Consider the following 12,887-nt stretch of genomic DNA (forward strand, 5'->3'; position numbering starts at 1 on the left):
AGATGTAAAATTTCTAACCTTAAATGAACCATTAGTAACAAGAACTTACTATGTATAAGGAAGAATGTACATATTTTTCTTCAAGACCTCCTATGTGCTCAAAATGGTTAAATAAGTAAAATTAGTGTTCATTATTATTGAGCTTTTGATTAACTTGATTGTCATTTATACAAACATTAAAAAAGTGGAGCATGCCTCTTTCTACCTATTCCCTATTTCCATTTATTTAGGTTGGGTAAGCTTCACAGCCATCGCTGACATTTCTTACTATCTCACCTATATTAGCTGGAAAGGATTTGAGATATCTAATGTAACCTGGACGTTTGTCATGATGATTGCAGCAACAATCCTGGCCTTTGTCTTCGCAGTTAAAAACCGGGATTGGTGCTATCCGCTTGTCTTCGTCTGGGCGTTCATCGGCATTGGTGTACGGAACAGCACACTCTACCCGACAATCACCACTTTATCCTACATCCTGGCTGTTCTAATCCTTATCTTATCCTTCACCATTTTCATCAAAAAAAACCAGGAAATAGGGTCTGACTCCATCTAAAAGGCTTGCTGAAGATCGTGCCAGATGTCCTGCCAAGCTTCTAGGCCTACTGAGAGGCGGATAAGCTGGTCGCTGATACCCATTTGATGTCTGGATTCTTCAGGAACTGCCGAGTGAGTCATGGTAGCTGGATGCTGAATCAATGTTTCGGCATCTCCTAGGCTGACAGCTATTTTGATAAGTCTCAAGTTATTCAGGAATTTCTGGGCATCCTGCTTCGTACCTCGCAATTCAAAGGAGATAAGGCCTCCACCATGTTTCATCTGTTTTTCCATTATATAATGGGCCGGAGAACTAGTATCCCCTGGATAATATACATTCTTCACCTGGGGGTGCTGTTTCAGCTCCCGAAAGATTTCCCACGCATTGGCAGAGTGCCGGTCCATCCTAACTGGTAAAGTCTTTAACCCCCGCAGTAGTAGCCACGCATCAAACGGCGAAATAATTCCTCCGATATCTTTCTGAGTCGTTACCGCTACCTGATTGATAAACTCTTTCTTTCCAACTATAAGACCTGCAACGACGTCTCCATGTCCACAAAGATACTTCGTCGCACTATGAAGTACGACATCACAGCCATAGTCAAGAGGCTTCTGTAAATAAGGTGTCGAAAAAGTATTATCGACTACAACCGGTACATTGCATTCTTTCGCGACTTTCATGACCATTTGTAAATCAATCATTTTCATTGTCGGATTAATAGGGGTTTCCACATAGATGCAGGCTGTTTCTGGGCGGATCATCTTCCTTAACTGTTCCTCTGTATCCATATCACAAAAATCATGATTAATACGATATTTACTTTTCATCAACTGAAGGAGGCCAAACGTACAACCATATAATCCTTGTGAACACAAGATGTGGTCATCTGTTTTAGTTAATGCAAAAAGCACAGCCGATACCGCAGCCATCCCTGAGCTGAAAGCAAGCCCTGCTTCCCCGCCCTCCAATGCCGCAATCTTGTCTTCAAGCACCTGTACCGTTGGATTTCCAAGACGCGAATAAATATATCCATCTTCTAAACCGGCAAAACGTCTTTCTCCTTGCTCGGCCGTTTCGAAGGTAAATGTTGAGGTTTGAAACAGTGGTGTTGTTAAGCTTCCTAAATGCTCCTTCGAGTCATATCCTTCATGAATTACTGCCGTTTCAATATGCTTATATTTCTCTGCCATACCGTCTCCTCCTCACCAATGTCTATTTCTATCATATGTCAATACCCCATATAAAGGAAGCGTTTTCATTTGTGTTTTCCACTCATTATTAAACTCCTATCTTCAGCAAAATGCTATAATTTCACAATCATTCAATACTAATTTTTACTATTCATAGATAAGGATTTTTGGAGGGGAAACGATGAACAAAGTCATTTTTGGTTTACTTGTCATTTTAACGACTGCTTTAATGGGTTCGTCATTCGCTATCGGAAAAATAGGATTAGCTTATACTTCTCCCATGTTGCTTGCAGCCATAAGATTTATACTTGCAGGTTTGATCATGGCCATAATTGTTAAACTCATCAAACGACCTCATCCAAGCAAGACCATAGACTGTGCTAAATTGGCTATCATCGGTTTATTCCAGACAGCTGGTGTCATGGGCTGCATCTTTGTAGGCCTTATGACCATTTCAGCAGGGGAACTTTCGATTTTGACGTTTATGAATCCTTTATTAGTTATCATTTTTGGAACGCTCTTTTGTAAAACAAGATACGCCCCACAGCAATGGGCAGGGGTTTTCCTAGGATTTATCGGTGTCTTTATCACAATGGGGGCACATCTTGATTTAAAAAACAGGAACCCTTCTCGGATTGATGTCAGCCATTTCCTGGTCCCTCGCCACCCTGTTGATGAAAAACTGGGGACACGCAATCGACACTTGGGTCATGTCAGCCTATCAAATGCTTTGCGGAGGGTTACTGCTGCTAATTGGCTCTTATCTTTTTGAACAGCCCTTTTTCATAATCACAACGGCATCCATGCTCATTTTATTATGGCTAGCCATTATGGCTTCTATCGTACAATTTTCAATTTGGTTTTTCCTACTACAAAAAGGAGATTCCGCCAAAACGAGTGCCTTTCTATTTCTAGCTCCCTTTTTTGGCGTCTTATCTGGTTTCATCTTGCTAGATGAACCGATCCACTGGTACGTTGCGTTAGGTGGTTCACTCATCTTCGTAGGGATCTTTCTGGTTAACTGGACATCCCATCAAGTTGCGACAATAGAAAAGTCCATGTAGAGTGTTCTTCAAAATATACTCTAACTGTAGGAGGGAACAAGAAAATGAGTGGAGATGATACTCTATTGTTTATACACTTGTTCGTTATCCCATCAATAAGCGTTATGTGTTTTCGTAATATGGTTTCACTTTTGAAAAATCTAAAAGCAGGTAAAAGTATTCATAACCAAACGATTTTGGGAGCTGTTCTTTGTTATATTTTATTCATGACGTTAATGATTGGTTTAGAGGGTATGTATTAATACATCTGCCTAGTCTTGATAAAAAAAGTAGAGACAGCCTAAATGGCCATCTCTACATTCAAAAATTATTCTTCGACTACGATGTTTCCACCATAGAATGTTACTTTCGTTAACGGAATCTCAAGTTCACGTGCCATTTTTTTCAATTCTCGCTCTTCTCTTTCCGTTACAATTGAGATAACCGTGCCATTTGCACCCGCACGCCCTGTTCTCCCGGATCGATGAATATATTGGTCAATGTTTTCAGCCATATCAATATGAACGACGGCTGTCAGTCCTTTAATATCAAGTCCGCGAGCCGCCACATCTGTTGCCATCAACATCGGAGATTTACCTGAACGAAGCTTGCGCAGCGCTTTCTCACGGTCTACTTTATTAGATTCACCGTGAAGGACACCCATTTCAACGCCTTTATAACTCAACTTTTCATGTAAGACGCTCAGCTCTGCGATATCGTTTAAAAAGGCAAGAGCTTTCACATCTTTCAGCCTCGTGATTTTCTCAAGAATCTTGGACTTTTCCCGTCTCTCAACAACAAAGTAAAGATGGTCTACTTTTGACTCCATTTTTTCATGCTTATCGACCTTGATCATTTCTGGTTCGTTCATGAATCCACGAGCCACTTTTTCCGTTTCCTCTGGTAGAGTTGCAGAAAACACCATGATTTGGCGGTCTTTAAGCGTAGTTTTGATAATATTATTAATCGTTCCCATATGCTCGGGAATAATTAATTGGTCACCTTCATCGAGGACAATTGTTTTTACTTCGTGCATCTTCAATTTCTTTTGGGCAATCAATTCATAAATCCGTCCTGGTGTTCCAGCAATGACCTGTGGATGCTTCTTCAGTTTGTCCAACTGACGTTTTACATTAGCTCCACCGATGAATGCTGCACCTGAAATACCGCTTCCTTCTGACCAAATCCGAATTTCTTCATTAATCTGCATGACCAATTCACGTGATGACGCCAAAATTAAAGCTTGGGGAGATTTTTTATCAGGATCTATTTTTTCAAGCAATGGCAGTAAATAAGCAAGTGTCTTTCCTGTTCCCGTGGGTGATTCAGCCATGATGTCTTTTCCTTGTACAATTACAGGAATCGCTTTCGTTTGAATCGGAGTAAGTTGGCCGAAGCCAGATTTTTTCCAGGCCTCCTGGATAAATGGCTTTCTATCGTTCACTAATGCTGGTAATTCGCTCATATCGTTCTCCTTTAATAAAAAAACTTTTCATATACTCTATAGTACCATTTGTTAAAGCGTAGTAGCCAACGGAATCCGAATTGTAACCGTGGTTCCCTTATTTTTCTCACTTTCAAAATGCATCTCTCCGTCGAGGCGGTGAATAATCTTCTGGCAGATTGCAAGTCCGATTCCTGTGCCCCTTTCCTTCGTCGAATAAAAAGGTTCACCGATTCGTTTCAAGCGTTCAGGCACCATACCTACTCCATTATCACTCACACTGATTACAGCATGATCATCAATGACATCCAAGGATATGTCTATATTCCCATTATCACTAACCGCTTCAATGCTATTCTTGACAATATTAATGACCATCTGTTTAAGTTCGATGGAATCAGCCATAATATAAACCGGCTCGGCTTTTTTTACCTGATACCCCATCTCAATATTATTCAAATTCGTCTCTGCTTTCATTAACGTATATACTTGTTGTAAACAGTCACCAAGATCAATTTTACATAAAGCAACGTCCTGTTTTTTCCCGAGAACCAGCAGCTCACTCGAAATAATATTAATTCGATCAATTTCCTTTAACATGATATCAGAATGCATCGGGTTGACTTCTTTCGTCATATCCATTAACTGCACGAACCCTTTTAGCGATGTTAGCGGATTCCTTATCTCATGTGCGACGGCAGCAGCCAGATGTCCGATTACAGATAACTTTTCAGACATGATCATCAATTCCTCTTCTCGCCGCAATTCGGTAATATCCCTGACGATTGCATATACTCCAAGCATTTCCGTTTGAACAATAATTGGCAAAAAAGTTACACGAATTATCCGCTTTTCATCACTCATATTCTGGATGGTCGTTTCGAATTTAACAGCCTCTCCTTGAAGGGATTGTGTAAAGAAAACAGATACTTTTTCACTTTCATTCCAGTTGATGAGATGATTGGCATTCTTACCCTTCAAGTTGTCACTTTGGTGACCTAACAGCTTTTCAGCCTCCGGGTTAATTGAAACGACATTTCCTTCGAGGTTCAATTCAAGGACACAATCCGGATTATGCTTGAACAGCGACTGATATTGCTCATCCTTAAGATTAAATTCCTGTTGGGAGCGCAACATTTTCCCAGTCCAATATCGGATTATAATATATAAAAAAATCCCGGTAATGAAAATGAACATCCACCCTTTGGAATGCTGAAACATCGCATATGTCTGGACATCTTCTTTTGCCTGGGTCATCGAGAAGGAATCTGTAATGATAATCCATAAGACCCCAATGATTATATATATAATAGCTACTTTAATTGCAATTTTATGAGACTGGTTCATTTTATATCCTTTGTAGTTGTTTTTGGTTTATTATACCCAAACCACTCAAAAAAAGTCCTCATGTTTTACACATAAGGACTTTACGGATATTGTACCATATATTTTGGTTATTTATCATATAAAAAACGCCGCCCATTTGATTGAGCAGCGTCAATAATCAAGAGAGATTTTTTACAGCTTGATTGAAATCCTCTTCTATCTCTTTAGAAGGTTTGGCTGATAACAGGCTAAAAAACACGACTGCTATTGTACCAGCAATAAATCCAGGGATGATTTCATAGACTTCAGCAAATTTATCAATCATTTCCCACACGATCACGGTTGCGGTACCCACAATCATTCCTGCTAGCGCGCCCCATTTCGTCATCCGTTTCCAGTAAAGACTTAACAGAATGACCGGTCCAAATGCTGCTCCAAACCCAGCCCAGGCATAACCGACCAATTTAAGAATCGTACCACTAGGGTTGAAAGCTAAAATAAGGGCAATAGCAGATATCGCTAATACACCAAATCGTCCAACCAGCACTAATTCCTTATCCGATGCATTCGGGCGAATAAACTGCTTATAGAAATCATCAGTCAGCGCACTTGCCGATACTAACAGTTGAGATGCAATCGTACTCATGACCGCGGCTAAAATCGCTGCTAATAAGAAGCCTGTAATTAAAGAAGGAAATAGTTCTTTAGCCAGAATGATGAAGACAGACTCGGCATTTTTTTCCCCTAGAGGTCCGCTTGTCAGATTAAAATAAGCGATTCCGACCAAGCCCGTAAACATCGCTCCTACGATAGCGAAAATCATCCAGCCCATACCGATTCGTCGTGCGCTTTTCAATTCTTTCACAGATGAAATCGCCATGAATCGTACGATGATATGAGGCTGACCAAAATAACCAAGACCCCATGCTAGCAACGATATAATACCAATAGTTGAAGTTCCTTCAAAAGCATGTAATAAATTCGGATTAATCGATTTTATTTCATTAATAGTAGGATCCCAGCCGCCAATATTTACAATCGTGACAACAGGGACTAAAATTAAGGCAATGAACATGATCGTACCTTGTACAAAATCCGTCCAGCTAACCGCAAGGAAACCGCCAAATAATGTATAAAGAATAACAACACTCGCTGTCAGCCAGATGCCCCAGCGGTAATCCATATTAAAAGCAGTTCGGAAAAGCTCCCCACCTGCTACCATACCTGAAGAGGTGTAAAAGGTGAAAAAGATTAAGATGACTAAGGCTGATACCACTTTTAATATTCGAGAACTATCTTTAAACCGATTTCCCAAAAAGTCCGGTATCGTAATCGAATTGTCGGCCACTTCCGTATATGTCCGAAGTCGTGGCGCTACAAATAACCAATTTAAATAAGACCCTGCACACAGGCCGACAACAATCCACCCGGCACTTAAGCCGCTTATGTACATCGCACCAGGAAGACCCATTAACAGCCATCCGCTCATATCGGAAGCCCCTGCACTTAATGCGGTTACAGCCGGGCCCAAGTTGCGGCCTCCAAGCATATAATCGGTTAAGTTGGCAGTTCTTCGATAAGCTAAATAACCAATTAATAGCATACCTGCCATATATATTCCAATAGATATTATTACTCCATAATCCAAAAATATATCCTCCTATTACTTATTCATTTTGTGATAAAAAAGGTTCATTTTTATCTTGTAAGCTTATCAGAAAAAAAATCATATGTTAAGAAGTTCTTGCAACTATCTACTATTTCACATTCAATAATAATTAAGATATAAATAGATTATCGATGCAAGATATAAGATTAGATAATAAGGAGGAATAACGCCATGCAACCCTATATCAATCAACCAGATGGAGTCTTTCCCTCAGTTTGCTCTCTTGATTGTCCTGATCAATGCGGCTTACTTTTGCACAAAAAAGATGGGAAAATCATTAAGGTGCAAGGAGACCCTAACCATCCTGTTACTAAAGGAAATATTTGTAACAAAGTCCGAAACATGACAGCTCGCATATATGACCCCAAACGTCTTCAGCAGCCATTAAAGCGGATCGGCTCAAAAGGAGAAGGGAATTTTGTTCCAATCAGCTGGGAGGAAGCCATTGACACAATCACTTCAACATGGAAAAACTTAATTGAACAGCATGGCCCAGAAAGCATCCTTCCTTACAGCTTTTATGGAAACATGGGAAACCTCAGTGCAGAAGGAATGGATCGTCGGTTCTTTCATAAGCTCGGGGCAAGCAGACTTGAACGTTCCATTTGTAACGCGGCCGGTTCTGTTGGATATAACTATACGATGGGTGGTTCGTTCGGCATCGACCCGGAAGAAACGATTCAAACAAAGCTTTTTATCCTGTGGGGCATTAACGCTGTGAGCACAAATATGCACCAAGTAACAATTGCCCAGCAGGCCCGAAAAAACGGGGCAAAAGTTGTGGTCATTGACGTACATAAAAACCAAACTGGAAAGTGGGCCGATTGGTTCATTCCTATTCTGCCCGGAACAGATAGTGCTCTCGCTCTCGGTTTAATGCATATTTTATATGCTGAAAATCTAGTCGACCAACCTTTCTTAGATGAATACACTGTGGGCTCAGCTGAATTGTGCGAGCATGTCCGCCAATATGACCCTGCCACCGTCTCAGCGATTACTGGTGTTCCGATTGATGATCTATATGAGTTAGCACGAATGTACGGTAGCACGACTCCTTCATTCATTCGAATAGGCAACGGTCTGCAGCACCATGATAATGGCGGCATGGCCGTACGGACCATCGCCTGCCTTCCTGCACTTACCGGTCAATGGCTTTCGAAGGGCGGTGGCGCGATAAAGGGGAATTCAGGATACCTGGCTTTTAATACAAACGCCCTAAGACGTCCTGACCTTTTGAATGATAAAACAACACGTATCATTAATATGAACCAAATCGGTCAAGCCCTTTTAGAAAAAGAAAACCCGATTCTTTCCTTATTTATATACAGTTCCAATCCAGCCCTTGTCGCTCCGAATGCGAATAAAGTGCAGGAAGGTCTGATGAGAGAAAATCTATTTACTGTGGTCCATGATTTATTCTTAACCGAAACGGCAATGTATGCTGACATCGTCCTGCCTGCTGCTTCATCTTATGAAACGGAGGATTTTTATAATTCATACTGGCATAATTACGTCCAAATACAAAAACCTGTAGTGGAAAAGTATGGAGAGTCGAAATCAAATGTCGAATTATTCAAACTGTTAGCCCGGGGTATGGGCTTTGAAGAACCAGCTTTTAGAGATTCAGAGGATGATATGATACGCCAGGCACTCAATTTTCCAGATAACCCGTATTTAGAAGGAATCACTTATGAATCCCTTTCAGAAAGTCAATTTGTCAAAGCCAAGATGAGTCCGCTGTTCCCGGGTAAACTGCAGACACCGAGCGGCAAAATCGAACTCTATTCTGAACAGATGAAGAAGCATGGATACGAACCGCTACCAACGTATATGCCAATCGTCAAAGACAGTGACCTGCCATTTTTATTCATACCAGCACCTAATCACAATTTCTTGAATTCAACTTTTTCCAATAACGAAAAACATATCTCTATGGAAAAAGAACCGAAACTACACATGAATACGGCAGATGCCCTAAAATTAGGAATAGATACAGGAGATATGGTCCGTATCTGGAACGAGCGCGGTGAATGTGTGCTAACTGCTGCTCCCGGGGAAAATGTGTTAGCCGGTGTTCTTGTCAGCCAAGGCTTATGGCAGAACACACCTGAAACAAAGCAACATATCAATGCCCTTACTCCAGACAGGGTGGCAGATATGGGAAATGGCGCCGTTTTCTTTTCAGGCCGGGTTGATCTTTTAAAACTGTGAAATTATAGTCGTATCGGATTTGATTGATTATCATGATTTATACTCATTACTGAAAAGTGTCTATTATTCATTTTATTTTGAGTGCATTTTTTAAAATATGTTCGATTTCTGGAGTTTATCTACGATTCTGGAGTTATATTTACGTTTCTAGAATTTCATTTCCACAAAAAGGCTGTTCCTTAAGGAACAGCCTTTTCATCTAGCTATTTTTACTCTTCATCAAACCATCCTGTTGGTTGAATATCCAAGTTGTTATTAATTTGCTTCACTTCTGTGTAAGCCTCGTATCCGAAAGTACCTAGCTCACGGCCATTTCCGCTTTGTTTGAAGCCACCCCAAGGAGCTTCGTTATATGTTGGGTGATAAGAATTTATCCACGTGATACCAGCACGTACTTTTTTGATTACACGGTACGCCTTAGCGATATCATTCGTAAACACCGCTCCAGCTAAACCATATTTCGTGTCATTGGCCAGTCGAAGAGCTTCTGCCTCGTCCTTGAACTTTTGAACAACAAGTACTGGTCCAAAAATTTCTTCCTGCACGATACGCATTTCAGGTGTTGTATCAACAAAAATCGTTGGTTCAACAAAGTACCCATTTTCCAAGCCCTCTCCTTTAATCCGGTTCCCACCAACGATTAATTTGGCTCCTTCTTCTTTTCCAATTTCGATATACGATAAAATTTTGTTCATATGGGCTTCAGAAACGACTGGTCCCATATGAGTTTTTTCATCAGAACCTGACCCCACTTTAATTTGTTTCGCTTTCGCGGTAAGACTTGCAATAAATTGATCATAAATGGACTCTTCCAAAAGTAATCGAGAGCCCGCTGAACATACTTGTCCTTGGTTACAGAATATCCCGAATAAAGCGTAATCAACAGCAGTCTCAAAGTCAGAGTCTGCAAATACGATATTAGGGGATTTCCCACCAAGCTCCAAAGTCACTTTTTTCAAATTCCCTAACGATGCTTCCATGATTTTACGGCCTGTTGCTGTTCCGCCTGTAAAGGCCACTTTATCGATTTCCTCATGTTCAGCAATGGCCTGTCCGACAACTGGTCCTGCCCCTAATACTAGGTTTGCGACACCTTTGGGTACTCCGACCTCTTCCAAGATTTCGAATAGTTTAACAGCCGTTACTGGTGTTACTTCTGATGGTTTGAAAACGACGGAATTTCCTGCAGCTAGCGCCGGAGCCAATTTCCAGGCTGACATCAACAAAGGGAAGTTCCAAGGAATGATTTGCCCGCAAACACCGATTGGTTCCCGGACGACCATTGCTTGCTGACCGTCAGGCACCTCATACGTCTGTCCTGTCGGTTTAGTAGCTAACCCTGCATAATATCTAAAACAGGCTGCTGCATCATCTATATCAAAACGAGCTTCGCGCAATGGTTTTCCATTATCCAACGTTTCCAAAGCAGCTAGTTCTTCAGCTTTTTCTTCTAATTTATCGGCAATTTTGAATAAAAGTCTGGCTCTCTCCACTGCCGGAGTTCCCCACCAGCCTCCTTCATAGAAAGCATATTTAGCTGCCTCAACCGCTGCATCTACATCCTTCTGTGTTCCTTCTGCAGCTGTAGCAATAACTTCTCCCGTAGCCGGATTCAATACATCCCTTTTTTCACCCGAAGTCGAACTCACCCATTCCCCATTGATAAACATCTTTAAGTCTAGTGCTTCCGTTCCTTCTTTTTGTGTGTTATTTTGTAAAGTTTCCTGCATTTTAATTCCTCCTCGGTTTTAAGTTATCTACCTATATACAAGATATAAGCAAGATTCATGCCAGTTTGGAATATTAGGTAAATCGCATTTTCTTTCTCTTCCCTGTCCCATATAAATTCAATCGTGAATTATCTATTCATTTTTGCATAATAACTTCAGTCAATCTTCTCTACTTTCGCCACAACCTCTTTATTTCTATTAAAAGAATCATAAAAAATATATGTAGAAGAAATATATTTTCTCAAAAATAAAGAGATGAGCATTTGCTCATCTCCATACTTTTTCATTATTAATTCCGATTAAAAATGACCAGCTTCATTTCCGTCATTTCTTCAATCGCATACTTTAACCCTTCACGGCCCATCCCGCTTTTTTTGACTCCGCCATATGGCATGTTGTCGACGCGATATGTTGGGATATCATTTATGATAACGCCACCGACTTCCAGTTTTTCAGCTGCAGTAAGGGCCAAATTGATATTGTCTGTATAAACCCCTGCCTGCAAGCCAAATTCGGAATCATTGACCAAATCAATTGCTTCTTCAACCGACGACACCTTATTGATCAAAACAATAGGAGCAAAGACTTCCTGACAGGATACCTTAAGCTTCGCATCCACTTCCAGTAAGACAGTAGGATGCAGGATATTCCCTTCAGATTTACCTCCTGCTGCAACAACGGCACCGTACTGTTTTGCTTCACTGATCCAGTCCAGACTGCGTTCTACATCACCAGCGCTTATTAACGCTGAGACATCCACTGCCGGGTCCAAAGAATCGCCGAGTATTAGTCCCTTCGTTGCCTCAGAGAATTTTTCTACAAACTCGTCATACACCTCTTCATGAACATATGCTCGTTGTAAGGAAATACAGACTTGCCCTTGAAAAGCAAATGCTGCCGTTACACAGCGTGGGATAATCTTATCAATATCAATCCCTTTATCCACAATAACCGCTGCATTGGAACCAAGTTCAAGACTCACTTTCTTCAAGCCCGCCTTGTTACGGATACCGATTCCTACAGCAGGGCTTCCGGTGAATGAAATGCTCTTCACCCGTGAATCAGTCACTAATTTATCACCAATTACCGAACCGCTTCCCGTAATCAGATTAAACGCTCCATCAGGAAGATCTGTTTCTGCTAATAGCTCAGCTAACAATAGCGATGATAGTGGCGTTTGGCTCGCAGGTTTCAAGACAATCGGGTTTCCAGCAGCAATGGCTGGTCCGACTTTATGAGCTACCAGGTTCATCGGGAAATTAAAAGGAGTAATTGCACCCACTACGCCAATTGGCTCGCGTACGGTGTAACCAATTCTACCTTCCCCGTCAGCTGTCGCATCCATCGTTAATGTTTCTCCATGAATCCTCTTTGCTTCTTCTGCTGCAAATTTATATGTGGCAATCGTCCGAGAGACTTCTCCTATCGCTGTTTTAATCGGCTTCGCTGCCTCTTTAGCAATAATTTCAGCTGCCTCATCTTTACGGCTTTCCAAAAGAGTTGCAAGCTTTTCAAGAATGGCAGCCCGTTTATGACTTGGCAGAGCAGCCATTGCTTTTCTAGCTTGATAAGCTGAGTCTATCGCCAACTCAACCTCTTCAGGGGTAGCAGCCGGAATCTCCGCTAAAACCTCCCCGCTATAGGGAGACTTTAGTGTCGTGAACTTTTGGGCTTCTTGCCATTTTCCATTAATAAATAGTTTCTTTTTCAGAGTTTCCGTCATTACCATCCTTATCACC

Annotated in this window: 10 protein-coding genes and 1 pseudogene; 4 read left to right on the forward strand and 7 right to left on the reverse strand. The window is 41.2% G+C overall.

Annotated elements, in window-relative coordinates; translation table 11 throughout:
- The first annotated feature begins 145 nt into the window (after window positions 1-145).
- Window positions 146-553, forward strand: a complete 408-nt coding sequence (locus JFU50_RS07185) for a hypothetical protein (RefSeq protein WP_207198785.1) — start codon at window positions 146-148, stop codon at window positions 551-553.
- Here JFU50_RS07185 and megL read toward each other — a convergent pair.
- On the reverse strand, window positions 550-1,725 hold the full coding sequence (gene megL / locus JFU50_RS07190; RefSeq protein ID WP_201183050.1) for a methionine gamma-lyase: 1,176 nt from the start codon (window positions 1,723-1,725) through the stop codon (window positions 550-552). The two genes, JFU50_RS07185 and megL, sit on opposite strands and share 4 nt — an antisense overlap.
- Window positions 1,726-1,906: 181 nt before the next feature.
- Between megL and JFU50_RS07195 the strand changes: the two are divergent.
- Both JFU50_RS07195 and JFU50_RS07200 read left to right on the forward strand, forming a co-directional pair.
- Window positions 1,907-2,789: pseudogene (locus tag JFU50_RS07195) on the forward strand (DMT family transporter).
- 44 nt (window positions 2,790-2,833) lie between these two features.
- Window positions 2,834-3,031 carry a hypothetical protein gene (locus JFU50_RS07200; protein WP_201183054.1) on the forward strand — a complete coding sequence of 66 codons (198 nt, stop codon included), beginning with the start codon at window positions 2,834-2,836 and terminating at the stop codon, window positions 3,029-3,031.
- A gap of 65 nt (window positions 3,032-3,096) precedes the next feature.
- Here the strand turns inward: JFU50_RS07200 and JFU50_RS07205 are convergent, their stop codons facing one another.
- From JFU50_RS07205 to putP, 3 genes are all read right to left on the reverse strand, one after another.
- Window positions 3,097-4,233, reverse strand: a complete 1,137-nt coding sequence (locus JFU50_RS07205) for a DEAD/DEAH box helicase (protein ID WP_201183056.1) — start codon at window positions 4,231-4,233, stop codon at window positions 3,097-3,099.
- Window positions 4,234-4,284: 51 nt separating this feature from the next.
- Window positions 4,285-5,559 carry an ATP-binding protein gene (locus JFU50_RS07210; protein ID WP_201183058.1) on the reverse strand — a complete coding sequence of 425 codons (1,275 nt, stop codon included), beginning with the start codon at window positions 5,557-5,559 and terminating at the stop codon, window positions 4,285-4,287.
- A 157-nt stretch (window positions 5,560-5,716) separates the two neighbouring features.
- Entirely contained in the window at window positions 5,717-7,186 is a 1,470-nt protein-coding gene (gene putP / locus JFU50_RS07215; protein ID WP_201183060.1) for a sodium/proline symporter PutP, read from the reverse strand.
- 192 nt (window positions 7,187-7,378) lie between these two features.
- Between putP and JFU50_RS07220 the strand changes: the two genes are divergently transcribed.
- Window positions 7,379-9,418, forward strand: a complete 2,040-nt coding sequence (locus JFU50_RS07220) for a molybdopterin oxidoreductase family protein (RefSeq protein ID WP_201222265.1) — start codon at window positions 7,379-7,381, stop codon at window positions 9,416-9,418.
- 209 nt (window positions 9,419-9,627) lie between these two features.
- On the opposite strand, the gene JFU50_RS07225 is transcribed toward JFU50_RS07220, so the two are convergent.
- The 3 genes from JFU50_RS07225 to JFU50_RS07230 form a co-directional block, all read right to left on the reverse strand.
- Window positions 9,628-11,148, reverse strand: a complete 1,521-nt coding sequence (locus JFU50_RS07225; RefSeq protein WP_056522546.1) for an aldehyde dehydrogenase family protein — start codon at window positions 11,146-11,148, stop codon at window positions 9,628-9,630.
- A gap of 155 nt (window positions 11,149-11,303) precedes the next feature.
- A complete protein-coding gene (locus tag JFU50_RS31395; protein WP_274608344.1) occupies window positions 11,304-11,435 on the reverse strand; it encodes a hypothetical protein in 132 nt (43 codons plus the stop codon).
- Window positions 11,436-11,437: 2 nt separating this feature from the next.
- Entirely contained in the window at window positions 11,438-12,871 is a 1,434-nt protein-coding gene (locus JFU50_RS07230; protein WP_056522808.1) for an aldehyde dehydrogenase family protein, read from the reverse strand.
- Window positions 12,872-12,887: the final 16 nt, after the last annotated feature.

It is taken from the genome of Peribacillus sp. TH14 (assembly GCF_016651145.1).
Taxonomy (GTDB): Bacteria; Bacillota; Bacilli; order Bacillales; family DSM-1321; genus Peribacillus; species Peribacillus butanolivorans.

Bases quoted from the DNA above. Each gene is read 5' to 3' on its own strand.
- megL (WP_201183050.1), bottom strand. From the start codon at position 1,725: ATGGCAGAGAAATATAAGCATATTGAAACGGCAGTAATTCATGAAGGA.
- JFU50_RS07200 (WP_201183054.1), top strand. From the start codon at position 2,834: ATGAGTGGAGATGATACTCTATTGTTTATACACTTGTTCGTTATCCCA.
- JFU50_RS07205 (WP_201183056.1), bottom strand. From the start codon at position 4,233: ATGAGCGAATTACCAGCATTAGTGAACGATAGAAAGCCATTTATCCAG.
- JFU50_RS07210 (WP_201183058.1), bottom strand. From the start codon at position 5,559: ATGAACCAGTCTCATAAAATTGCAATTAAAGTAGCTATTATATATATA.
- JFU50_RS07220 (WP_201222265.1), top strand. From the start codon at position 7,379: ATGCAACCCTATATCAATCAACCAGATGGAGTCTTTCCCTCAGTTTGC.
- JFU50_RS07225 (WP_056522546.1), bottom strand. From the start codon at position 11,148: ATGCAGGAAACTTTACAAAATAACACACAAAAAGAAGGAACGGAAGCA.
- JFU50_RS31395 (WP_274608344.1), bottom strand. From the start codon at position 11,435: ATGAAAAAGTATGGAGATGAGCAAATGCTCATCTCTTTATTTTTGAGA.
- JFU50_RS07230 (WP_056522808.1), bottom strand. From the start codon at position 12,871: ATGACGGAAACTCTGAAAAAGAAACTATTTATTAATGGAAAATGGCAA.